The sequence below is a fragment of the uncultured Dokdonia sp. genome (assembly GCF_937910895.1).
GTDB lineage: Bacteria > Bacteroidota > Bacteroidia > Flavobacteriales > Flavobacteriaceae > Dokdonia.
The window spans coordinates 70601-95335 of sequence record NZ_CALEMI010000040.1 but is presented as its reverse complement, the minus strand read 5'-3'; the positions used below and the strand labels follow the sequence as shown (position 1 = coordinate 95335).

The following is a 24735-nucleotide window of genomic DNA, read 5'->3' as shown; positions in this document are numbered from 1 at the left end:
TAGGTTAAGTGATACAATAATACTCAAAAAAAAAGGAAACACCAATTAAAAAGTGAATTTCGTCGGATTTTTATGTTTTTTATCGACTCTTTGTGTTTGCAATAACGAGGTGTATAGACGTATAATAATTTAAAATTCTGATGGTTATATCAGCTTTTATGGCGTGTTAACTAAAAATAGTTAATTAATCTTCATATTTGTTAATATATGCTTTGCTAAACCAATAACTATACTTAATTTTGCACACATTTTTAAATTAAACTCATACGTATATGAATCATTATGAAACTGTTTTCATCTTGAATCCCGTTTTATCTGATGAGCAGATAAAGGAAACAGTTAAGAAGTACGAAGATTTTCTTAAAGGCAAGGGTGCTAAGATGGTTAACAAAGAGGACTGGGGGCTTAAAAAGCTTGCTTATCCTATCCAAAACAAAAAAAGTGGTTTCTATCACTTATTTGAATTTACCGTACCAGGAGAGGCAATCTCTGAATACGAACTTACATTCCGTAGAGATGAGCGTGTAATGCGTTATCTTACTGTTAAGTTAGACAAGCACGCAGTTGCTTGGGCAGAAAAGAGAGTAGCTAGAAACAAAAAACAAGCGTAATTATGGCATCTTCTATCGAACAACAAGCAAAAGGAAAAAAAGACGGAGATATCAGATATCTCACGCCTTTAAATATTGAGACGAATAAGGCAAAAAAATACTGTCGTTTTAAAAAATCAGGTATTAAATACATTGATTATAAAGATGCAGATTGGTTATTGTCTTTTGTAAATGAGCAAGGTAAATTGTTACCACGTCGTCTTACAGGAACATCATTAAAATATCAACGTAAAGTTAGTGTCGCTGTAAAACGCGCACGCCACTTGGCTCTTATGCCTTATGTGACTGACTTATACAAATAAAAACTAGACATTCATGGAACTTATATTAAAAAGAGACGTTGAGAATCTAGGATTTGCAGACGATATCGTAAGTGTGAAAAATGGATATGGAAGAAACTTCCTTATTCCACAAGGCGCAGCAGTACTTGCTACACCATCTGCTAGAAAAGTACTCGCAGAGAACTTAAAGCAGAGAGCTTATAAAGATCAAAAAGTTATTGATGAAGCTCAAAAAGAAGCAGATAAATTGAAAGATTTAGAAATTAAGATTAGTTCTAAAACTGGAGATGGAGATAAGCTTTTTGGATCTGTAAACAATGCAGACCTAGCAAACGCTTTAGAAAAAGCTGGTGTTTCTATTGAGAGAAAATTTATAACAATTCCTGGTAATAACATCAAACGTTTAGGGAGCTATGAAGCATCTATTCGTTTTCATAGAGATGTTGTTGTACCATTTGCATTTGACGTAATTGCCGAAGCATAATTGGAAATACATAATTTTAAAACCGCTTTCAGCCAATGAAAGCGGTTTTTTTATAGACATAAGTGTCATCGTTTATTAGAATAAATTGTATGCTTTCGCGAAAGCGTACTCAGAAATAAAAAGTATAGCATGCAATACGCTCGACTTACCAAAGAACAACTAGAAGAACTTCACCAAGAGTTCATTAATTTTTTAGCAACACAGTCCATTACTGCAGATGAATGGCAAGAAATCAAAATCACTAAACCTCACGTCGCCGAAGAAGAGATTGATATCTTTTCTGATCTTGTTTGGGAAAATGTATTGACAAAGGCAAAGTATCTAGAACATATTTCTCCCAATCAAATGCATCTTTTTAACTTAAGAGAAGATAAAATGACGTTGATCGCTGTTAAGATTAATAAAGAAGATATCGATATCACAACAAAAGAAGGATATCAATGGTTGCAACAAAACTTAGCAGATGATGTAGTTGTGTTTATGAGTGCAAGTAAGGATTATAGTGATCAACCAAATGCAGATAAATTTAAATTAATCCAAGAAGGTGCTGTCATTACTAAAGGAGATTTGTATACTTGGTTTTCTCGTTTTGTAGATATTAAGGAGTAATTTTATTTATTACTCATACCTCAACGACTCAATAGGATCAAGTTTTGCTGCTTTAAGTGCAGGAAATAAACCAGATATAATCGCTATAAAAAAGGTAATTGTCGTGGCTGCAAGAATAGCACTCCACGGGATTGTAAAAACAAATCCTGATAACTTAGCAATCAAAGCGCCTATACCTACACCTAGGGCAATTCCCAATAAACCGCCATACTGTCCTACAATAATAGCTTCATATAAAAATTGAAAAGCGATGGTAGATCTTTTTGCGCCTAAAGCTTTTCTAACCCCTATTTCACGTGTACGTTCTGTTACAGATACCAACATAATATTGACGAGTGCGATACAAGAACCAAAAATAGTAATCAAACTAATTGCCCAAGCTGCAACACTTAAAAATCCAGTAATTTCCGCAATTTGATTGACAAGGTCATCACTACGTCCTATTCCAAAATTGTTGGGCTGCACAGGGGATAGCTTACGTATATTTCTAAAGGTAAGTATCGCTTCTTCTTCTGCACTATCTAGATATTCTGGATCATCTACCATGATACTTACGCTATAATTAATACTAGGTTGTGTAAACATAGTGCGTGCTACCTGTATAGGGATAAGAACTCGTAAATCTTGATTATTCCCAAACGTAGATCCTTTTTCTTCAAGGATGGCAATCACATTAAATTTGGTACCCCGTATACTAATCGTTTTTCCAATAGGATTATCATCTTTAAAAAGATTTTTATAAAAATCACTTCCCAGTACACAGACTCTAGTATTATTGCTGATATCAAATGGAGTAAAGTTGCGTCCTTTGTCTAATTTAAGACCCGAATTTTGCAAGAAATTTTCATTCACCCCAAGAACAGTAACTTCAGGATCTGTTTTATCATTTTCATATTTTACTTCTGCAGTACGGGTTCCTGTAAAGGAAACAGCTGTCTGTGCTGTAGGATATGAGAAGGATTCGGTGAACTCTTTTACATCGCGATAGCCAATCACAGGATTGATGATCTTACGTTCCCCTCTACGTTGATTTGTAAACTCATACCGTTGTATCGTCATTGTATTACTCCCTATAGATGCAAAATCGTTAGTAAGTGTGTTTTCAAAAGCTTTTAGAAAAGTGAGAATACCCACAAGTGCTGTGATACCTATGGCAATAATGAGAACCGTTAGGATAGTTCTGAGTAGTTGACTTTTAATACTATCAGATGCAATACGAAGATTTTCTCTAAAGAGTGAAAACATAATGGGTTGTTTATTTAGTCTTTTTTATAATCCAATCACTAAGTACCTTCAAAGCATCTGGAGAAAATGTTTCTTCTAGTAGTGCATACTCAGAAGGACTACCAGTAGTGGTTGTTTGAAAGAGATGGTTCAAATTAGGGAATTCTACAATAGTGACATCTGTATTTCCACCTTTTTTAACAGATTCTTCAATATTATCAAGGTTTTTCTTTGAAGGCACCTGCAAATCTAATGATCCGTTAATTGCCAACACGGGACAGGTTACCTTTTCTAAGGTAGGTCTTGGATCCGTAATGATGAGATACTGAAACCAATCAGATACAAGTGTATTTATTTCTCTCTTCATAAGATTCTCCTTGGTAGATCCTTCTGGAATCATTTCAGGATTCTGATCTAATGCGTTTTCTAAATATGCGGTAAGTGCTGTTTTGATTTTTTCAGTATCCCCATAATTTTCTTTGACGATGTTAAACATGGTCTCTTGAGCAATACGATTTTTACGTAGCATCTCGTCATCAAGCCCTTGTGCTTTACCAATTAAGTATCCTTGATCCATAAGTAACTCATCGCCTGGTTGTCCTACACCAGCGATAAGTGCAATAAACGCTACTTCTTTATTGGTTGCTGCAACCATAGGAGCGATCAATCCACCTTCACTATGGCCTGCAAATCCTATTTTTGAAGCATCTATATCGGGATGGGTTTTTAGAAAATCAAAAGCAGCTTGTGCATCTGTCGCAAAATCAGCGCTGGTCGCTCCTGTAAATTTTCCTGTAGATTTTGCAGTTCCTCTATCATCATATCGCAGTACAGCAATACCATTTCGCGTCAAATAGTCCGCAATCACAAGAAAAGGTTTATGACCTAATAATTCTTCATTACGATCCTGGGGACCAGAACCAGAAATTAAAATAACGGCAGGTAATTTCTTTTTTCCTTTAAAAACAACTTTAGGAAGCGTGATTGTTCCTGAAAAAATAGCATTGGCCGCTTTATTTTCAAAGGTAACTTCTTGTACAGTATAAGGAAAAGGAGCTTGAGGCTCTTGAGGTCTATTTGGTGCTTCTACAGCTATTGCTTCACGTGTGAGTTGTAACGGGATAGTAAGTGGACCTTGCGTAAAAGTACCTTCAACTAGAGTATCACTTTTTACAGTACCAGTGTACTTAACGCCCATATTTGTAATTTCTACCTGTAGATTTGCATCTGTGTAGGTGACGGTTGTGATTGGAATTCCAAATGCTTTTTGGTCTGGACTATCTAAAGTGCCACTATATGTGCCATCTGCTTCGGTGATATGAAACACCAGCGGAAGCACCATGCCAGGCTGTACTTCTAAATTTCCATACCAATCTCCCGTCGCATTTTGACCATAAGAAATGAGATTGATTAAGCTTACTAAAACAACAAATAATACTCTTTTCATCTATACAAATTTTGATAGTTGTTTGTGATAAGACTATCGACTTGTAAAAAAGTTACCAAACTTTCCAATTAATTATTTCATACCCTCAATTTTTAAGATATTTGCAGACGCTTACGCTTAAAGAGGCTATATTTAAATAGAATGCTATTTTGAATAGCAAAAGCGCTAACGACTAAAAGCTAACGACTAAAAGAAATGGCACAAAAACCTTCGATACCTAAAGGAACTCGTGATTTTTCACCTGTAGAGGTGGCAAAACGGGCCTATATTATGAATACCATTCGTACGCAGTTTCAGCGTTATGGATTTCAACCAATTGAGACCCCTAGTTTTGAAAATAGTAGTACCCTCATGGGAAAATATGGGGAAGAAGGAGACCGATTGATTTTTAAAATTTTAAACAGTGGAGATTATTTAGGGAAGGTGAAGGATGACGCTTTCGCGAAAGCGGACTCAACCGCACTTACTCCACAAATCTCAGAAAAAGCATTACGTTACGACCTTACCGTGCCTTTTGCCCGTTACGTAGTACAACACCAAAACGACATAGAATTTCCTTTTAAGCGCTACCAAATGCAACCCGTCTGGAGAGCAGACCGTCCGCAGAAAGGGCGTTTTAGAGAATTTTATCAGTGTGATGCCGATGTGGTGGGAAGTGATTCTTTATGGCAAGAAGTAGAATTTGTACAGTTATATGATGCCGTTTTTACTGCGTTGAAACTAGAAGGAGTCACCATCAAAATGAACAACCGCAAAATCCTTTCAGGCATTGCTGAAGTGATTGGCGCGAGTGATAAGCTCATAGATTTTACCGTTGCTTTAGACAAGTTAGATAAGATAGGCGAAGACGGCGTGACTAAAGAAATGCTTGCCAAAGGCATCACGCAAGAAGCTATTAATACCGTAGCGCCACTTTTTACACTTAATGGAAGTTTTGGCGATCAGTTAGAAACATTACAAATCTTGCTTGCAAACTCTGAAACAGGAATGCAAGGGATTGAGGAGTTAACGTTCATCAACAAAGCGATAGAAAATCTTGGACTAGAAAGTGCTAAGCTACAACTAGATGTGACACTTGCCCGCGGACTTAATTACTACACAGGCGCTATTTTTGAAGTAGCCGCTCCCGAAGGTGTGGATATGGGAAGTATTGGTGGCGGTGGTCGCTATGCGGATCTTACAGGAATTTTTGGACTCCCAAATGTGAGTGGCGTAGGAATTTCGTTCGGACTCGATCGGATTGCACTGGTCATTGAAGAACTCAATTTATTTCCAAAAGAAACCCTAGAAGGCACCAAAGTGTTGTTTATCAACTTTGGAGAAAAAGAAGCTTTGTATGCGATGAAAGCGATTAAAAGTCTTCGGGCGCAAGGAATTGTTGCAGAACTGTATCCTGATAAAGTAACTTCAGGGAAACAGATGAAAAAGCAGATGACACACGCCAATCGTCGAGAGATTCCGTTTGTAATTTTAGCAGGAGAAGAAGAAATGAAAGATAATACATTTACGGTAAAAGACATGGTAGAAGGAGAGCAGGAGACAGTGACATTGGATGTGTTGATGGAGAGATTGAAATAAAGAGAATATAGCGTATAGTTATTGAGATCGCTTTCGCGAAATGTCATGCTGAGCCTGTCGAAGTAGTGTATAAATGGAGTAGTCATTTCGACAGAGCGAGGAACGAGTGACGAGAAATCGCATGACAGTGAGCATCACAGAAGCTACTTGTGTGATCTCTCCTTTTGTCGAGATGACTGAATGATTACGATTTCTGCTTTCGCGAAAGCGTATAAATAGAGTAGTCATTTAGATAATCTGGTTAAAATATAACATAGTGAACATTCAAAATAGAGTAGTACTCTATTTTGAATAACGAATAACGAATAACGAATAACGAATAACGAATAACGAATAACGAATAACGAATTAACAGATTCAACAACCATCCCATGAGCACACTCGTTCAAATAAATGTCTTACCGCACCAAGCTGAAGATGATGATTATGTTGCTGAGAAAGCTTTCGCGAAAGCGAGATTAAGAGCAGAGGATGTACGAGAATGGGATATCCGCAAACGAAGCATTGATGCACGTAAATCACCAGTGCGTGTATCCTTACAGATTGAGTTTTGGAAGCATGACGAAGCACGGGAATCCATTCCCTCGTTTGTACCACAAAAAGTACACAATGCGCCAGTAGTAGCAATTATAGGTGCTGGACCTGCGGGATTGTATGCCGCGTTACGTGCCGTAGAAGGCGGACTGAAACCCATTATATTTGAACGAGGAAAAGATGTACGCGCACGCCGTCGGGATCTTGCCGCGATCAATAAAGAACATATCGTTAATGAAGATTCTAATTATTGTTTTGGCGAGGGCGGTGCAGGCACCTACTCGGATGGAAAGTTATATACCCGTTCTAAAAAACGAGGCAATGTCTTAAAGGCACTGGAGTGGTTTGTACATTTTGGTGCTGTCGAAGATATTTTGGTAGATGCACATCCGCATATTGGAACTAATAAGTTACCTAGTATTATTACTGCGATGCGAGAAGCAATTATAGAAGCAGGCGGTGAAGTTTGTTTTGGGAGTAAGCTTACGGACATTAAAATAATAGAAAATCAGATCAAAGAAATTCAGATTAATGATGGAGATTGGTTGCCTTTTGATAACGTGATTTTGGCAACAGGACATAGCGCGCGGGATATTTTTTATTTATTAAACAAACGGAACGTCAAAATAGAAGCAAAACCTTTTGCAATAGGTGTGCGTATTGAGCATCAACAAGCATTAATAGATGAGATTCAATACCATGGCGATAACGATAATCCCTATTTGCCACCAGCTTCTTACAGCTTAGTACAACAAGTAGACGGGATGGGTGTATATTCTTTTTGTATGTGTCCAGGCGGGATTATAGCACCATGTGCCACAGCACAAGAAGAGGTAGTGACGAATGGTTGGAGTCCTTCCAAACGTGATAATCCGTATTCAAACTCTGGGATTGTTGTAAGTGTCACGCCTGAAGATTTACCTAATTACAAAGAAGGAGATCCGTTTGTGTGTCTGGATTTTCAAAAAATGGTAGAGCATGATTGTTGGGAAGCAGCAGGAAAAACACAAGCTGTTCCTGCACAACGGATGCGTGATTTTGTAGAAGGGCGTGTCTCCAAAGATTTCCCCAAAACCTCCTATCAACCCGGTATTGTTTCTGTTGATTTGAATAAGGTATTACCTCCATTAATTGCAAAGCGTCTTAAGAAAGCGTTTGTCGCTTTTGGTAGAAAAATGAAAGGATATCTAACCAATGATGCTGTCATACATGCCCCAGAAAGTAGAACATCTTCTCCAGTCTCTATTCCTCGCGATGATATTACTTTAGAGCATGTCGAAGTGCAAGGGTTGTATCCTTGTGGTGAAGGTGCTGGATATGCTGGTGGGATTATTTCTGCTGCGATTGATGGTATTAACTGTGTAGATCGTGTGATTGATAAGTATAGCACGTTGACGCCAACATCAACTCCAGTTCCAACATCAACTATAAGTTCAACGCAAAGTGAAGAAGCTCCCAAAGAGAAAAAGAGAAGGAAGCGAATAGGGGAGTAACCACTACTTAAAAATCTAAGTAATTTGATTTCTGTTTTTTAAAATCATTAGATGAAAACAAGTATTATATTCTCCAGAAAGTAAAACTTAATTCCCTATAACCATTTCTCGTGATCCTGTTGCCTTAGAAAACGACTAAAGATAAAAAAGTAAGCAAACTGGGGAATGAATTTGTAAAAAAAAATTGTTGTATTTTTACGAGTATAAAATTATACTTCCCCTCCCTTTTTTTGAAGTTTATCTTCTAAGATATTTACTATGATTATAGTTTGTAGATGAATGAAAGGATTTTTCTCAACACTCAAAAAGAATATATAATGATAAAAAAATACACCCTATTATTTTTTTGTTTTTTTTTAACTATGACAACTAGTTATGGAAGTGATAACTTAACAAGCAATGAGACTTCTTCCAAACAGGTACTTACCTCTGATGTAACAAATCCAGATTGTACGATACAATGTCAAGATATTACAATAGCTCTAGATGACTCATGTGAAGTCCAGTTACAACCAGAACAACTACTTGGAGGGACTAATAATGGTTTTTTGTATGCTTTAACTGCAGATAATCCTGGTGGTATAGATCGCTATTATTTTGAGTCAGAAAATAATGATCTTGTTTTAGATGATACATATTTTAGTAATTTAGGGTTGAGTTATGATTCTATGTTTTCAATAGCTATTGATCCAACGACCCAAATCGCATATTTTTTAGGAGGATTAATAGATTTTAGAGGTCTTTATACTTTAGATTTGAATGATCCAGAACCAATTCTTCAACTTCTACTATACCCGACCTCTGCTACGGGAGAGAACTCTCCCATAAAAATGACATTTGACAATCAAGGAAATCTTTACTTCCTGTATTTAGATGGAGAGATTAATAAGTTTGATTTAGTTACATTAGTGATGAGCCCTTTTGTAGATGCTTCGTCTATTAATACACTTCAAGGAGGTGATCCTAGTCTTACTTTTGATAAGGATGAAAATAGATTATTAGTAGGTGTAGGAGGTTCCCCAGCTCAAATAATAGAAATTCCAATAGCGACTGCTATTCCAAATGTTATATTTGAATTTATCCCTGCAATTTCTTGTACTACTCAAGCAATGGAATATGTGGGTGATGGTAAATGTATTTTATCGTCAGGAGAATTATGTAAAAGAATCTATTTAATAGATCTAAATGGCGATGATTATGAAATTGAAGTCTTAATTTTTGAAAACCTTCAAACAAACATAAAAGATTTTCATTTTGTAGAAGAGATATCTACAAGTGACTGTACAATACCTTTAACCTACGATATAAATCCACCGATATTAACTTGTGATGATGTAGGGGAAAATACCGTAACAATAACAGTTACAGATGGTGATGGTCATGTTAGTTCGTGTAGTTCTACAGTAACTATTCTAGCACCATTGGAAATTACGTGTCAAGATATTACAGTAGAATTGAGTGAAGAGGGTTTGGCTTCTATTTCTCCAGAAGACATCCTAGTAGAAACCCCAGAAGTGGCAGCTATAGATGTCACTACTTTTACCTGTGAAGATATTGGTGAAGTAGTAGTGACAGTTTCTGTAACTCAAGGAGAACAACTTGGAAGTTGTTCGGCAATAGTGACTGTAGTAGACACTATGAATCCTCAATTGATCACTTGTGTTGATGATTTTGCAGTCGGGGTGGATGTTGGTGAGACGGTATATATATTAGAAGATTTTACAGGTGTTCCTGTTTTTAGTGATAATTGTACTACACTAACTAAAGAACAATCTCCGCCTATTGGTACCTCATATACCGCTGGAGAAACTATTGATATCGTGATTACGGCTACGGATGATTCTGGCAATGTGAGTGAGGCTTGCACATTTACAGTTACTGTAGAAGAACCTTGTGGTCCTGAGATAGCACCTGGTTTATTTACAGGAGAATATTACATACTTCAATTAATACCAGGAGCTTATAGTGATCAATATTTTAGTCCTGTTGATACGCCTATTGAACTGTCTGAGGTAATGACAGTTCCCACTCCTTATGAGCCATCAGAACCTTTGGAGATTAATCAGCGATCCTTTAATGCAGAATATGTAGGGACTTTAAATGAAGATTTTACGTATATCATGGAGTTTGATACCTGTACGGGTAATGTCACTTTTTCAGATATAGAAGTTACAGATGCAAATTGTATTGCTCCTGTACTAATAGGCCCAGAATCAGAAGGTGGGGAGTTTGATCCTACCGATGACTCTGAATTTATATTAGTTTTTGAAGATCATATAGAAAGCGGGTGTGGTAGAGTATCACGATCTGTTCAAATTTTATTTTCAAGAGAACCTATTGTACCTACATTGGAAATTACGTGTCAAGACATTACCGTAGAATTAAATGAAAATGGCACCGCATCTGTTTCTCCAGGAGATATCTTAGTAGAAACTCTAGGAGAAGCAAGTATAGATATCTCTACATTTACGTGTAATGATCTAGGAGAAGTAGTCATTACAGTTACTGTACTTGACGGAGAACTCATAGGCGAGTGTGAGGCAACAGTAACCGTAATAGATACTATTGCTCCTTTAGTAAGCAGATGTTTTGATGATTTTTCAGTACAAGTCGATTTTGAAGATGGAGTTTATATATTAGAAGATTTTAGAGCAGTTTCTTCTCCCTATTACAATAATGGTCTACTAACACCTAGATTCATAAATAATTGTGGCCCATTGATAATAGAACAGTTTCCGCCCATTGGTACATCCTATACAGTTGGAGAAACCATTGATATGGTAATTACAGCTACAGATGCTTCAGGTAATATGAGCGACGCTTGTATATTTACAATTACTGTAGAAGAATCTTGTGGTCCAGATATAGCGACTGGTTTGTTTACAGGAGAATATTATATATTACAATTAAATCCAGGTGTTTTTAGTGATCAATATTTTAGTCCCATAAACGAGCCTATAGCGCTTTCTGAGACCATGACAAGTGGTAATCCACCTGAGCCTTTAGGAGTCCGTCAGCGTTCTTTTGAAGCAGATTATTATAATTTTGGTGTTGACATAACCTATGTAATAGACTTTGACCTCTGTACGAATAATGTTACTTTTTTTGGTGAACAAGAGACAACTTCTTTATGTAGTGCAAGTAATGTTATTTTGGATTCTGTGTCAGAAGGAGGGGAGTTTGATCCTAATGACGATTCTGAATTTATATTAGTTTTTGAAGATAATGCAAGTAATGGTTGTGGTAGTTCATCACAAATTGTTCAGATTTTATTTTCAAGAGAACCCATTGTACCTACATTGGAAATTACGTGTCAAGATATTACAGTAGAATTAAACGAAGAGGGTATCGCGTCTATTTCTTCGAGTGATGTTTTAGTAGAAACTATAGGAGAGGCAAGTATCGATATTTCTACTTTTACGTGTAATGATCTAGGAGAAGTTGTTGTTACAGTAACCGTAATTGATGGGCAGCTTATAGGTGAATGTGAGGCAACAGTAACCGTAGTAGATACTACAGTTCCTTTATTGTTAAGTTGTTTTAATGATACTGTAGTAAGTGCAGATTACGAAGATGGAATATATATTCTAGAAGATTATACTTCTCAGAATCCTAATTCTTCTGGGTCTTTGCTTTTTGATGATAACTGTACAGTTACATTTGAACAGTTCCCTGCAATAGGTACGCCATACACAATTGGAGATACTATAGGTGTTGAAATCAGTGCTGTTGATGCTTCAGGTAATATGAGTGAGACTTGTATATTTACAATAACTGTAGAGGAGTCATGTGCTCCGGATATAGTGCCTAGTTTATTTACAGGACCTTATTATATACAACAATTAACCCCAGGTGCTTTTAGTGATCAATATTTTAGTCCTACAGATGAGCCTATAGAACTTTTAGATATAAATCCTTCTGACCCGTCAGAACCTTTAGATATTAACGAGCGATCTTTTGAGGCAGATTATAATGATTTTGGTGTTGATACGCCATATATCATGGCGTTTGATAAGTGTACCAATAATGTAACTTTTTCAGGAAGACAAGTGACAACATCCCAATGTAGTGTATTTGATGTTGTTTTAGACCCTATCTCTGAAGGTGGTGAATTTGATAGTTTGGATGACTCGGAATTTATATTAATTTTTGAGGATAATGCAGACAACGGATGTGGTTTACCTTCAAGTAGTGTTCAAATTTTATTTTCAAGAGAGCCATTTTTGCCACCATTGGAGATTGAATGTACCGATATTACTGTTGCGTTAGATAATTCAGGTGTGGCGTCTATTTCTGCAGAAGATTTATTAGTAGAAATGATAGGAGAAGCAAGTATAGATATCTCTACATTTACTTGTGATGATTTAGGAGAAGTAGTCGTTACAGTTACCGTAATTGATGGAGGTGAAACAGGTGTCTGTGAGGCTATAGTAACTGTCGTAGATACTATAGAACCGGTTATTATTGACTTACCTAGTGATATGATTGTCAACACAGAGATAGGAGAAACTACGTATATACTAGAAGACTTTACATCATTAGTTTCGGCTTCCGATAACTGTATTATTGATATTATTATTAATCAGAACCCTTTACCCGGAACTGTATTTACTATAGGAGACACTGCTAATGTTGTAATGAGTGTAACAGATACTTCAGGTAATATAAGTGAGGAACGTGCATTCATTGTAACTATTGAAGAACCTCTCAGTATAGAAGATAATCTACTTGCTAAAGAAATAGCTATATATCCAAACCCAACAACAAATCTGTTTACTATTGAAAATCGAGGAAATATAGAATTAAGCAGTGCTATTCTTACAGACATGAGGGGGCGTGTACTTAAAGTAATAGACCTCAAAGATTCATTTCTTGAAACATTGGTATCACTTGAAAATTATGCAAAGGGAGTATATTTTCTTCAAATAAAATCTAAAAATAGAGGTGGTGTTGTAAAACAAATTATTAAGAAATAGTACTCTAAGAAGCTACCAAATAAACATATCAAGTTGACTATAATAAAACCCTGTGAATGATCTTTCACAGGGTTTTATTATTTTATAATTATATAAAACTATAGAATCAGTAGGTTTCTGTTTTGGGAATTGTAAATTAGAATAAAAAAACTATATTGCTAATCAATGAAGTCCTCAAGCCCTCATCATTTAAGTGATAGATTCCAACTTACGAATCGAATCACTAGTAAGATTGCAACTATTTATATTTACAACAAGAATATCGCTGTTGTAGAGGTACATGAAGGTGTTAATCTTTCTTATGCTTCGGCGGCATCGCTACTCTTTAAGGGATTATTGGTTTTGAAAAATCGGCATTGGGTTTATATTTCTCATCGTGTACACTCGTACTCTGTAGTGCCTACAGATTACGAATATCTACATAAAATTAACACTTTAAAAGCGCTTTCTATTGTTGTCCCAACGGGTACAGATCCCTCTACAACCGCTATAGAGCAAATCTTTTGTAGAAAACCTTTTCAGTTATTCAATAATGGGTTAGAAGAAGCAATGATTTGGGCAGAAAAAACACTTAAGGATGAGGTAGATGGTTTAAAGAATCATCGCGACCCTCTTCTTTTCTAAATACTTTTTTTCTTGTAAGTTAGTTACCAGATCTAGCGCAAGATCAATATATTTTATGGCGTTTGGATACTCTTCTTGTGTGAGATAATAATCCGACAGTGTTGCGTAGTAAAGGTATCTACGTTGTCCTAAAGTTTCAGGGACTAATTGTTGTAGAAGTTGGTAGCTTTCGCGAAAGCGTTTATCTTGTAATTGAACAACCGCCATATTGAGAATATATATAGACATAGGTTCCAACTCATATAGGTGCTGATACCATTTTAGAATAGCTTTCCAATTTGTTTTTTCGAAAGAGGACGCTTTAAGATGTTCTGCAGCAATCGCAGCTTCATAATGATACGAAGAAAAATCAGCTCCCTCAACAGCTTTATGCATGGCAGTATTTCCTAATGCAACTAATGGAAAATACCATAAAGATCTATTTTGATGGCGTAAATCCATGAGCTCATTATCGTGATTTGTTTTGGAGTCTATACGCGCGGCGTGAAAACACATCACAGCAAATAGCGCATACACTTTTGGGGTTTGTGTGCTTTTATGTGTGAGTAATAGCTGACACAAACGCATAGCTTCGGCGCACAATTCTTTGCGTATTAGTAACTCTTTTTTGGTAGAATGGAATCCTTCATTAAAGATGAGATAGAGGACTTCCATCACACTGTTTAATCGATTGGACAGCGCTTTGCCCTGTGGAATTTTAAAAGAAACCCCTTCTCTTTGAATGACGGTTCTTGCACGACTTAATCTCTTTTTAATCGTTTCTTCTTTGGTCAACAAAGCTGCAGCAATTTCTTTATGACTAAAACCAGAGACTGTTTTTAATGCAAATGAGATCCGGTCTTTTGGATTGAGACGAGGGTGACAGGCTGTAAAGATCATACGTAACTGACTGTCTTCAATCTCAGTATCTAAAAATAGTTCTTGGATAGCAATAGTTTCTGTTCCTGTAGTCAGATTAGGAACTCTTTTGTGGGCTGCTTTTAATTTTCTAAATAGATCTAAAACTCTATTTTTAGCCGCTTGTGTGAGCCAAGCTTCAGGATGTTCTGGAGGCGTATTCTTCCAAGAGATAGTGGCTTTTATAAAGGTATCTTGTATGGCATCTTCAATGGTTTCTAAATGTGCTAATCCAAAAATACGGACCAAAACAGAGACCATCTTTCCGTAGTGGTGCCTGAAAAGATGGTCTATAAGTTTTGGTTCCATAATTATTAGTGAAACGCTGTTTTAAAGAATTGCGAAGCAATAAATTTAAAATGGCTAGTTGAACTAATCCCGCTTTTGTAGCGGGATATAAGGCTTTATACCTTGACCCTTAGGTCGATTTTAAGGTCTGAGAGTTCATCTTTTATTCGTCAAAGACCATGATTTCGCGTATTTCTACAGTACCACCCAAGTCATAATCGGGAAAGTCTTGTGCGATCTCTTGCACATGATCCATATCTTTTGCTTCGACGATATAATAACCCCCTACAATTTCTTTTACCTCAGCAGAGGTAAGATCTGTGACTGTTCTGTGTTCTCCAGAAACTCTACGTATATCAGGAGTTAATGCATTTCCTCCACGTAAAACGCCTGCTTTTTCCATTTTATCACCCCAAGAAAACCATTTTCCCATGCGGCTTTGTAATTCTTCTGGCGATAAACCAAGGTCGGCATAATCGGCTCCTACAAAAATCATCATAAATTCTTTCATACTAGTTGTTTTTAAGATTGTTCATGAGTAAGACGATACTGTTTTGATAAAGGGGGACATTTTTATTTTTTATATAATAGAGATCATTTGAATATGTAATTAATTCTTGTATGAATATAAGATAAATGATGTTTGTTTTTATATGTTGTCATAATAATTTGAGCAATAGCGACAGGAACTATCAACTTTATAATTACTTGTGGTATGTTCTTTGATTCTATATAGATAAGAGTAGACAATAAAAAAAGAACAAACGTTCGTTGTTTTTGATAGAAGACCTATTTCAAGATGAAACATAAAGTAAACATCGAAAGTCCCTGATGTCTCTAAAAAGAAACATGTTGAAATTTGTATTAGAAAGGCCTTCTTTTAAGAGGGCTTTTTTGATGCATAAGATTGTCCTGTTTTAAGAAGGCACAAGTATTTTTAGGTATAAAATGCAGTTGCATCTACAACAATCGTAGTCAGCTCTACTGTATGTCCATCAGGATCTTTGGTGTATATGGAATGAAAGTAGTGATGATCTGTAAAGATGTAGTCCAATTGTAAAGCTTCGTATTTCTTTCTTGCTTTTATAAAATTTTCTGCACTTACGTGAAAAGCAAAGTGGTCTATCTTACTATTTTTTGAAGTAGGATCTACCATAGGATCCTCTATCGTTGCAGGGAATAGGGCAACTCCTGCTTTGCCCGCTAAAAGAAAAATAGGATAGGCTCCCCATTCAGGCACTATTTTGCGTTTGAGTCCTAGAGTCTTCTCATACCAAGACGCAGATACTTCTATGTCTTTTACGCGTATTGCCACATGATCTAAATGGTCTATTATAAAGTCTTCCATCATCCTTTTTTTAATTCAAATTCACCCCAATCTCCTTCACCTGGCGATTCGCCCATTTCCCATTTCCCTATAATTTCGTCTTCTGTTTCATTAAAAAAACCTGTATATCGTATTTCTGGATGTTTTTCCTGAGGATCAATAGTAAGTTTTCCTTGTTCGTTTATGTAATAATGACAAGGATACTGTATCGTAAAACTAATTAGATTTTTTTCTATAAACCCTTTTATAAAAGCAGGTTTATCAAAAAGATGTTTAGATTCTTCATCTGTAGCAGTCCCAGTAAATGTTCCATGATGCAGATTTATAGACATTTGAAAACGTACGCGTTCCTCCTCCTCCTCAGATATATTCCCTTTTTTATCATAGATAGGATAAGTGAAATACCCTGACCAATTTTGTATGATGTCTACTATTTTCATTCTTATAAAAGTCTACATAATATTTCAGTTATACAACTAGACGTTTTGGAATGTTTTAACGTGTATTTTTGATTTGTGACGTATTTCTTTTATTTAGAATAATTAAAAATAAGTATTGTGAATACGTGTTTATATTTTTATTTTTGCGGTATATAAAAATATTATGATCCGTAAAGTTTTAAAAATTGTTGCTGTTGTAGCACTTATCGCATTGGTTATTATTCAGTTTATCAGACCAGAAAAAAATCTAGGAGATTACTCAGATATTGCTGCTTTTGAAGCAGAAACAAAACCATCTGAAGAAGTAAAAGCAATTCTTAAAAATAATTGTTACGACTGTCATAGTAATAGCACAGTATACCCTTGGTATGCAGAAGTAGCTCCACTTACCTTTTTTATTGATGAACATATAGAAGATGGTAAAAAGCACCTTGATTTTGCAAAATGGGAAAGCTATTCTTTAAAAAAGAAAGATCACAAACTAGATGAGCTTATAGAAGAGGTAGAAGAAGGCGAAATGCCATTAGAATCCTATACACTCATTCACGGAAATTTATCTCAGGAGGAAAAAGAACTGCTAGAAACTTGGGCTAGATCTGTACGAACTCAACTACAAAGTCAGATGTAACTTAATTTAAACATCTCATAACTAAAAGATAATATATCTTATTTAAATTTAATCTAAATAAACTTTGCAGAATCAATTCTCTGTATTATTTTTGTCATCGAAAACAAAAAACTATTTATATTAAGTCTAAATAAACATGAAAAAAATCCTATTTTCTACCTTATCCATTGCAATATTAGCATTTACTTCGTGTAGTAATGATGACGATGGAGCTATCATAGATCCACCAGGTTCACAAGTAACGATAGAAGTTCCTACAACCTATTCTTTTGAAAGAGAAGGGGTGTCTACAGTAAATTTTTCAGGACAAACCACTCGTATTCTGATGGGAGAAGCATTGATCTCCTCTATGAGAGATTTTGATACAGCAACTGAAGAATTGCTGTTAAATATGTATGCGAATGAGAACTCACCTTTTGAGAGTGATGCACTTAATAATTCTACAAAAAACATACGAGCGAAGGTAGCTGCTTCTCAGGATTATTTTAGTACGAATAGCGCTGCATCTGCAATAATCAAAACCTATTTCGCAGATCTTATTTCAGCTCAAATCACAGAAGTTTTTCCAGCAGAAAATACCGTAGCTTCTATTGGAGTTGCTGGACAAATAGCAGATGGCGGAAGCACTCGATATATCAACTCAAAAGGATTAGAGTACGATCAAGCCGTGAACAAAGGACTCATCGGTGCTTTAATGATAGATCAAGCACTTAATAATTACTTAGGAACCGCTGTTCTAGACGCAGGAACCAATATAGCCGATAATACTAATGATGTTGTTGTCGATGGGGAAGCATATACAGATATGGAGCATAAGTGGGATGAAGCTTATGGATATGTATATGGAACCGCTACAGATTTAGCAAATCCAAATACAACCATAGGATTAGACGATAACTTCTTAAATAAATATATAGGAAGAGTAGAAGGTGATCCTGACTTTGCAGGAATTGCAGAAGACGTTTTCAATGCCTTTAAATTAGGACGTGCTGCCATCGTCGCCAAAGATTATGATGTTAGAGATCAGCAAGCAGCTATTTTAAGAGAATTACTTTCTGAAGTAGTAGGAATACGTGCTGTGTATTATTTACAACAAGGAAAAAATGGAATCGAAACTAATAATTTAGGTACTGCTTTCCACGATCTATCAGAAGGATTCGGATTTATCTACAGCTTACAATTCACTAGAAATCCGCAAACCAATGCACCCTATTTCTCAGCAACAGAAGTACAAGGTTTTATGGATCAGTTGACAGCTGGTAACGGATTCTGGGATATCACTCCGGCAACCTTAAATGAGATGTCAAGCACCATTGCAAATCGTTTCACGTTTACAGTGACACAAGCAGGAAGCTAACTAAAAATAAAAAGAAAAATAAATGAAAAAAATAGTTGGAATTTTAACATTGGTATTATTTATATACGCTTGTTCAAGTGATGATAGCACAATAGATGATCAAGGACCTGATCCTATACCTTCTGCTTTTGATAGAACAGCCTTATTAGAAAACTGGGCAGACAATATCATTATCCCTGGGTATATTGATTTTACTTCAAAACTAAGCTCTTTAGAAAGCAGTACGATTCTTTTTACAACGCAACCTAACGAATCAAATCTTGAAACGCTTAGAGCATCTTGGTTAGATGCCTACACGACGTGGCAACGGGTGTCTATGTTTGAAACTGGACCTGCAGAAGCGGTAGGATTGAGATTGAACGTAAATATCTTCCCAGCCAACGTAACAACGATAGAAGACAATATCACCAGCGGTGCGTATGATCTCAATTTATCATCAAACAGATCAGCCAAAGGTTTTCCAGCATTAGACTATCTGCTATACGGAATTGCTTCTGATGATGCAAGCATTGTTGCTATATACACAGGAGGACAAGGAGCACAATACAGACAATATCTACAAGACCTTGTCACAGATATGCAAACACTTACCGCGACCGTACTAGCTGAATGGCAAAACGGGTTTAGAGATACGTTTGTAAGTAACAACGGCGCTTCTTCTACAGCCTCTTTAGATCGTTTAGTAAACGATTATATCTTTTATTATGAGCGACATTTAAGAGCTGGTAAAATGGGAATCCCAGGTGGTGTATTCTCGGGATCTGTAGAGTCAGGAAATATAGAAGGCTTGTACGCTGGAAATCTTTCAAAACAATTCTTTTTAGTAGGACTAGATGCTGTCCAAGATTTCTTTAATGGTCGTGCTTATAATGGAAACGCTCAAGGCGAAAGTTTAAACACCTATCTCGACGCCTTAAATGTGATAAAAGACGGTGCCGATTTAAGTGCTATTATTAACAGTCAGTTTAACACGGCGAGACAGTCCGTACAAGAACTAGGGAACTTTGAGCAAGAACTACAAAACAATCCACCTACCAATTTTTTAAATGCCTATGATGAGGTACAGCGTATCGTTCCTTTATTAAAAGTAGATATGGTCAGCGCATTAAGCATCAGCATTGATTTTGCAGATGCAGACGGAGATTAACCCCTCATGAATAGACACCTACAAACATATTTGAATAGCCACACAGAGGCCGCTCCTTTAGCGGTCTTTCGTGTGTTTTTCGGTGTGTTAATGTTTGTCAGTATCCTTCGATTTTGGAGTTATGGATGGATTGAAAAATTTTACATCGCTCCCGATTTTCACTTTTCGTTTTATGGCTTTAGTTGGGTACGTCCTTTGGGTGAGTGGACTTACTTATTATTTGGAATCTGTGCAGCAAGCGCAATTATGATCACGCTAGGATGGAAATACCGTCTCGCAATGATTACCTTCTTTTTGAGCTTTACGTATATAGAATTGATGGATAAAACGATGTATCTCAATCATTACTATTTTATATCCATACTTAGTTTTTTACTCATCTTTTTACCAGCTGGGAATTATTTTTCGCTGGATACGCTCCTGTCTGCCGGCAAAGTAGGTTCGCGAAAGCGTACTTCAAAAGCATCCAAAAGGGCTACACAATACATCCCCCGATGGACTCTAGATAGTATTAAATTATTGTTGGGAATCGTGTATGTATATGCAGGTCTTGCCAAATTAAATAGTGATTGGCTACTCAACGCCATGCCGCTTAAAATCTGGTTGCCTTCTAAGTTTGATATTCCATTGATTGGAGATTTGTTAGGTCAAGAATGGGTGCAATACGCCTTTAGTTGGATAGGCGCTGGATATGATCTATTCATTCCGTTTTTATTACTTTGGAAACCCACCCGTACCTTTGCTTTTGTGACCGTTGTGATTTTCCACATATTAACACGCGTGCTATTTCCCATTGGGATGTTTCCTTACATTATGATCGTAAGTGCGTTTATATTTTTTGATGCAAGTCTTCATAAAAAGGTGATATACGCTTTCGCGAAAGCGGTAAAATACCCCAAACAATTACTAGAAACTACCACTATTTGGCAACCCGTTTCTATCAAAAAATACAAAATTTCATTAGCTGTTATAGCGATTTTCTTTTGTATACAATTGCTATTGCCATGGCGATACGCACTCTATCCAGGCGAACTTTTTTGGACCGAAGAAGGCTATCGTTTTTCATGGCGCGTGATGCTTATGGAAAAGTCTGGCTATGCACAATTTAAGATTAAAGACGGAGTCACAGGCAAACGTTTTTATGTAAATAACGCCGATTTTCTAACACCGCTACAAGAAAAGCAAATGAGTTTTCAACCCGATTTTATATTGGAATATGCACACTATTTGCGTGATCATTTTACAGCACAAGGACATCAAAATGTTGAGGTCTACGTAGAATCGTATGTAGCGCTTAACGGGCGGCTAAGTACTACGTATATTGATCCAGCAGTAAATCTTGCCGAAATCAAAGAATCATTCACACACAAACATTGGATCAAACCCTTCAACGATGAAATTAAAGGTTTATAGTTTAGTATTTTTTGCATTTATATCACTTTGCGCACACGCACAATACACGCTTTCTGGTATCATTACAGATGAAGCCAACACGCCATTATCTGATGTAGAAATCTATTTGCAAGGCGCTGATAAAGTCACAAAAACAGATGCTCAAGGTGGGTATGTTTTTGAAAATGTAAAAGAAGGAACGTACGTACTTACGGTATTTGGATTGTCTTATGAATTAGTAGAAGAACTTATTACCATTCAAGAAAATGTTCAAAAAAACTACAGTTTACTACCTTTGGGAGAATCTTTATCTGAAGTCGTTTTAAGTACGCGTAAAGAGAAAATATTTGCTTTAAGATCCCTTAGAAAAGTAGAAGGAACTGCTATTTATGCAGGGAAGAAAAGTGAAGTTGTACTCATAGATCAAATCACAGGAAACTTGGCGGCAAATGCACCTCGGCAAATCTATAGTCAAGTGGTTGGATTGAATATTTATGAGAATGGTGATGCAGGTTTACAGCTGAATATTGGAGGAAGAGGATTAGACCCGAATCGATCAGCAAATTTTAATATTCGTCAGAATAATTATGATATCAGTGCCGATGTGTTAGGATATCCTGAAAGTTATTACACGCCACCCGCCGAAGCCTTAAGCGAGATCCAAGTGGTACGTGGCGCCGCATCGTTACAATATGGAACACAGTTTGGCGGACTGATTAATTTCAAGTTTAAAAAACCAAATCCAGATAAGCACATAGAACTGATCTCAAGACAAACCGTAGGTTCGTTTGGATTACGCACTTCCTTTAATAGTTTGAGCGGAACCGTTGGGAAATTTAGTTACTACACGTATTTTAATTATAAAGAAGGCGACGGGTTTCGATCAAATTCCCAATTCAATAGCCGAAATTATTTTGCGCATCTTGGGTATAAACTCAGTGAGAAAACCACCATTACAGGAGAACTTACCTTATTTAATTACCTAGCCAAACAAGCAGGTGGATTGACCGATGCACAATTTTTAGAAGATCCTGATTTTAGCAACAGAGATCGTAATTGGTTTGATATTGATTGGAAAGTATATTCAGTACGACTCCATCATACATTTAGTCAGAAGACCAATTTTAGTTTGAATCTTTTCGGATTGGATGCGACCAGAAGCGCTGTTGGTTTTCGTACCAACCGGGTTTCGCAACCAGACGATTTGGAAGAACCTAGAGAAGTATTGGTGGATAATTTTACAAACTGGGGTGCCGAGGCACGATTACTTACACGTTATGATATCGGAAATCAAAATGCGGTTCTTTTAGTCGGATCAAAATATTATGATGCGAATAATAATCAGCGACAAGGACCTGGCACCACAGCTGGTGATGCTGACTTTTCTTTTGCAGATGATCAATTTCCTAATTATGAACGTCAGGCACAATTTGATTTTCCAAATAGGAACTTAGCCGTTTTTGGAGAAAACATTTTTAATATTACAGATAGACTGAGTGTTACCCCTGGATTTCGTTTTGAATACATAAAAACCGAAAGTGAAGGTAGCTTTAAAAACATCGTATTAGATCTGGCTGGAAATCCTTTACTAAATGAAGATGTACCTGACAACAGAACTTTTGAAAGAGACTTCGTATTGCTCGGTACAGGCATTACCTATAGATTCCAAAGAGCCGTAGAGCTGTATGGAAACATAAGTCAGAACTACCGTTCGGTGACCTTTAATGATATCCGTGTGGTGAATCCTTCCTTTGTGATTGATGAAAATATCACCGACGAAGAAGGTTTTACAATTGATATCGGAGCCAGAGGACGTTTAGATAATAAACTCTCGTATGATATGAGTCTGTTTGGCGTACGTTATGATGCCCGATTGGGAGAAGTTTTATTTGAAGACACAGACGGGAGTCTAAAAAGACGAAGAGGAAATATAGGAGATGCATTTATCTACGGTCTTGAATTCTTCGGAGATTGGAATTTGAGAAATACTTTTTTTGAAGAAAAAGAAAATATCAAACTAAGTGTATTTGTCAATCTAGCGCTGACAGAATCAGAATATATAAGCTCAGAAGAAATAGGTGTAGAAGGTAATCAAGTAGAGTTTATTCCTGATGTCAATTTAAAAACAGGTGTGAATTTTGGGTATAAGAACTTAACAGCAAGTATTCAATATACGTATCTGACAGAGCAATTTACAGATGCAACCAACGCAGCACAAGATGTCAATGATAATCAACGAGGGATTGAAGGGAGTATTCCTTCCTATGGGATTTTAGATATTTCGGCGGCCTATACCTATAAGCGTTGGAAACTAGAAGCTGGACTTAATAATGCACTCGACGAATCCTATTTTACCAGAAGAGCCACGGGATATCCTGGTCCAGGTATTATTCCAGCAGAACCTTTAGCTTTTTATACGACCTTGCAGTTTAAGTTGTAAAAACAACAGCAATAAAAAATTGACTGAAAAAGTATTTACTCAGTCAATTGTTTTAAAATTTTCGTTATTCTTGTTTTGTCCTTTTTTTGCTTTCGCGAAAGCAACATAACATTTTAAAGATTTGTGATTCAGCATACATCCATAGATTTTAGTGCAGTGGTGAAAACTGATAAGAAAAAATTAACTGAAAATAGTATTTCCTCGGTCGATTTTTTAATTTTCGTATTTCGTATTTCGTATTTCGTATTTCGTATTTCGTATTTCGTATTTCGTATTTCGTATTTCGTATTTCGTTCCCTCATTCAAAATGACTATTCCCTCATTTAAAGTATTAGAATATGATTTGTTTTAATAGTTTTGATGCAAACAAAAATCAAAAAGAATGAAAAAAGCAGTACTTATTTTATGTGTGGCAATAGGTTGTCTTAGTTGCGGATCATCCAACAAAGTGGGATCTACCACCTACGTAAACGGAGAATTACCTATGTTTTCGAGTGAAAATATTGAACCCTTTTTAGACATTACAGAAGTCTCTGAGGACGCAACTTATGGATATTCTGAGAAAAATCCCATCATGATAGGAGGTGGATTTTCAAGTGGTGCGAGCAATCAAAGACGTTATTTTGCGTCACTAGCAGGTCCTGATGGAGAGACCGTGCGCTTTGTAAGATTAGGAAGTTGCTGCGGTTATGAGAGTGAAAATGCGCAATTAGGCGGAATAGCTTTGCTAGATAAGTATCAACTTACCTATGAAGGATTAAAAGAACCTTTCATTTTCTACATCAGTTTATATGATGAAGAAATGGTGTATGTGCCCAAAGGATTGTCACCGCGTAAGAATTAAGTTTACCGTGTAAGAAGTCTCCTTTTTATTAGTATCTTTGCACGCAATTAAATGTTAACTAGTAATGACTATTCTTAGTCTTTACGCTTTCGCGAAAGCATACACTGAATAAGT

At 36.4% G+C, this 24735-nt stretch carries 21 protein-coding genes; 14 read left to right on the top strand and 7 right to left on the bottom strand.

All coding sequences use genetic code 11. The annotated features are described in order from the left end of the window. Positions 1-272: 272 nt before the first annotated feature. From rpsF to Q0505_RS04730, 4 genes are all read left to right on the top strand, one after another. Positions 273-611 (top strand): 30S ribosomal protein S6, encoded by a 339-nt coding sequence (gene rpsF / locus Q0505_RS04745; RefSeq protein ID WP_299209561.1) that lies wholly within the window; start codon positions 273-275, stop codon positions 609-611. Between the two features lie 2 nt (positions 612-613). After that, complete coding sequence (gene rpsR, locus Q0505_RS04740) at positions 614-913, top strand: 30S ribosomal protein S18 (protein ID WP_299209559.1); 300 nt, start codon at positions 614-616, stop codon at positions 911-913. 13 nt (positions 914-926) lie between these two features. After that, positions 927-1376, top strand: a complete 450-nt coding sequence (gene rplI / locus Q0505_RS04735; RefSeq protein ID WP_299209556.1) for a 50S ribosomal protein L9 — start codon at positions 927-929, stop codon at positions 1374-1376. A gap of 129 nt (positions 1377-1505) precedes the next feature. Next, positions 1506-1985 (top strand): DUF6495 family protein, encoded by a 480-nt coding sequence (locus tag Q0505_RS04730; RefSeq protein ID WP_299209553.1) that lies wholly within the window; start codon positions 1506-1508, stop codon positions 1983-1985. A gap of 9 nt (positions 1986-1994) precedes the next feature. On the opposite strand, the gene Q0505_RS04725 is transcribed toward Q0505_RS04730, so the two are convergent. Further along, complete coding sequence (locus Q0505_RS04725) at positions 1995-3230, bottom strand: ABC transporter permease (protein ID WP_299209550.1); 1236 nt, start codon at positions 3228-3230, stop codon at positions 1995-1997. 10 nt (positions 3231-3240) lie between these two features. Then, positions 3241-4656: an acyl-CoA thioester hydrolase/BAAT C-terminal domain-containing protein gene (locus Q0505_RS04720; RefSeq protein ID WP_299209547.1), complete on the bottom strand. Its 1416-nt coding sequence runs from the start codon at positions 4654-4656 to the stop codon at positions 3241-3243. A 195-nt stretch (positions 4657-4851) separates the two neighbouring features. Between Q0505_RS04720 and hisS the strand changes: the two genes are divergently transcribed. Then, complete coding sequence (hisS, locus tag Q0505_RS04715) at positions 4852-6234, top strand: histidine--tRNA ligase (protein ID WP_299209543.1); 1383 nt, start codon at positions 4852-4854, stop codon at positions 6232-6234. Positions 6235-6252: 18 nt separating this feature from the next. On the opposite strand, the gene Q0505_RS04710 is transcribed toward hisS, so the two are convergent. Continuing rightward, positions 6253-6462, bottom strand: coding sequence for a hypothetical protein (locus Q0505_RS04710; RefSeq protein WP_299209540.1), 210 nt, complete (start codon positions 6460-6462; stop codon positions 6253-6255). A 143-nt stretch (positions 6463-6605) separates the two neighbouring features. Between Q0505_RS04710 and Q0505_RS04705 the strand changes: the two genes are divergently transcribed. From Q0505_RS04705 to Q0505_RS04695, 3 genes are all read left to right on the top strand, one after another. Then, a complete protein-coding gene (locus Q0505_RS04705) occupies positions 6606-8261 on the top strand; it encodes an FAD-dependent protein (RefSeq protein ID WP_299209537.1) in 1656 nt (551 codons plus the stop codon). Positions 8262-8623: 362 nt separating this feature from the next. Then, a complete protein-coding gene (locus tag Q0505_RS04700) occupies positions 8624-13237 on the top strand; it encodes a T9SS type A sorting domain-containing protein (protein WP_299209534.1) in 4614 nt (1537 codons plus the stop codon). A gap of 165 nt (positions 13238-13402) precedes the next feature. Continuing rightward, positions 13403-13861: a hypothetical protein gene (locus Q0505_RS04695; protein ID WP_299209531.1), complete on the top strand. Its 459-nt coding sequence runs from the start codon at positions 13403-13405 to the stop codon at positions 13859-13861. On the opposite strand, the gene Q0505_RS04690 is transcribed toward Q0505_RS04695, so the two are convergent. The 4 genes from Q0505_RS04690 to Q0505_RS04675 all read right to left on the bottom strand — a co-directional run bounded on the left by Q0505_RS04690 (position 13829) and on the right by Q0505_RS04675 (position 16813). Further along, positions 13829-15067 carry a sigma-70 family RNA polymerase sigma factor gene (locus Q0505_RS04690; RefSeq protein WP_299209528.1) on the bottom strand — a complete coding sequence of 413 codons (1239 nt, stop codon included), beginning with the start codon at positions 15065-15067 and terminating at the stop codon, positions 13829-13831. The two genes, Q0505_RS04695 and Q0505_RS04690, sit on opposite strands and share 33 nt — an antisense overlap. 142 nt (positions 15068-15209) lie before the next feature. Further along, positions 15210-15557, bottom strand: coding sequence for a YciI family protein (locus Q0505_RS04685; RefSeq protein ID WP_299209525.1), 348 nt, complete (start codon positions 15555-15557; stop codon positions 15210-15212). A 426-nt stretch (positions 15558-15983) separates the two neighbouring features. Continuing rightward, complete coding sequence (locus tag Q0505_RS04680) at positions 15984-16394, bottom strand: VOC family protein (RefSeq protein WP_299209522.1); 411 nt, start codon at positions 16392-16394, stop codon at positions 15984-15986. Next, entirely contained in the window at positions 16394-16813 is a 420-nt protein-coding gene (locus Q0505_RS04675) for a hypothetical protein (RefSeq protein ID WP_299209519.1), read from the bottom strand. The genes Q0505_RS04680 and Q0505_RS04675 overlap by 1 nt, the downstream gene beginning before the upstream one ends. 163 nt (positions 16814-16976) lie before the next feature. Between Q0505_RS04675 and Q0505_RS04670 the strand changes: the two genes are divergently transcribed. The 6 genes from Q0505_RS04670 to Q0505_RS04645 all read left to right on the top strand — a co-directional run bounded on the left by Q0505_RS04670 (position 16977) and on the right by Q0505_RS04645 (position 24621). After that, the gene (locus Q0505_RS04670; protein ID WP_299209516.1) at positions 16977-17441 is read left to right on the top strand and encodes a heme-binding domain-containing protein; all 465 of its coding nucleotides are present in this window, start codon (positions 16977-16979) and stop codon (positions 17439-17441) included. Between the two features lie 136 nt (positions 17442-17577). Beyond that, positions 17578-18798 (top strand): DUF4856 domain-containing protein, encoded by a 1221-nt coding sequence (locus Q0505_RS04665; RefSeq protein WP_299209513.1) that lies wholly within the window; start codon positions 17578-17580, stop codon positions 18796-18798. A 22-nt stretch (positions 18799-18820) separates the two neighbouring features. Further along, positions 18821-19945 carry an imelysin family protein gene (locus tag Q0505_RS04660; RefSeq protein WP_299209510.1) on the top strand — a complete coding sequence of 375 codons (1125 nt, stop codon included), beginning with the start codon at positions 18821-18823 and terminating at the stop codon, positions 19943-19945. Positions 19946-19951: 6 nt separating this feature from the next. After that, positions 19952-21358 (top strand): HTTM domain-containing protein, encoded by a 1407-nt coding sequence (locus Q0505_RS04655; protein ID WP_299209507.1) that lies wholly within the window; start codon positions 19952-19954, stop codon positions 21356-21358. After that, positions 21339-23777 carry a TonB-dependent receptor gene (locus Q0505_RS04650; protein WP_299209504.1) on the top strand — a complete coding sequence of 813 codons (2439 nt, stop codon included), beginning with the start codon at positions 21339-21341 and terminating at the stop codon, positions 23775-23777. Before Q0505_RS04655 ends, Q0505_RS04650 begins: the two co-directional genes overlap by 20 nt. Positions 23778-24159: 382 nt before the next feature. Continuing rightward, entirely contained in the window at positions 24160-24621 is a 462-nt protein-coding gene (locus Q0505_RS04645; RefSeq protein WP_299209501.1) for a hypothetical protein, read from the top strand. Positions 24622-24735: the final 114 nt, after the last annotated feature.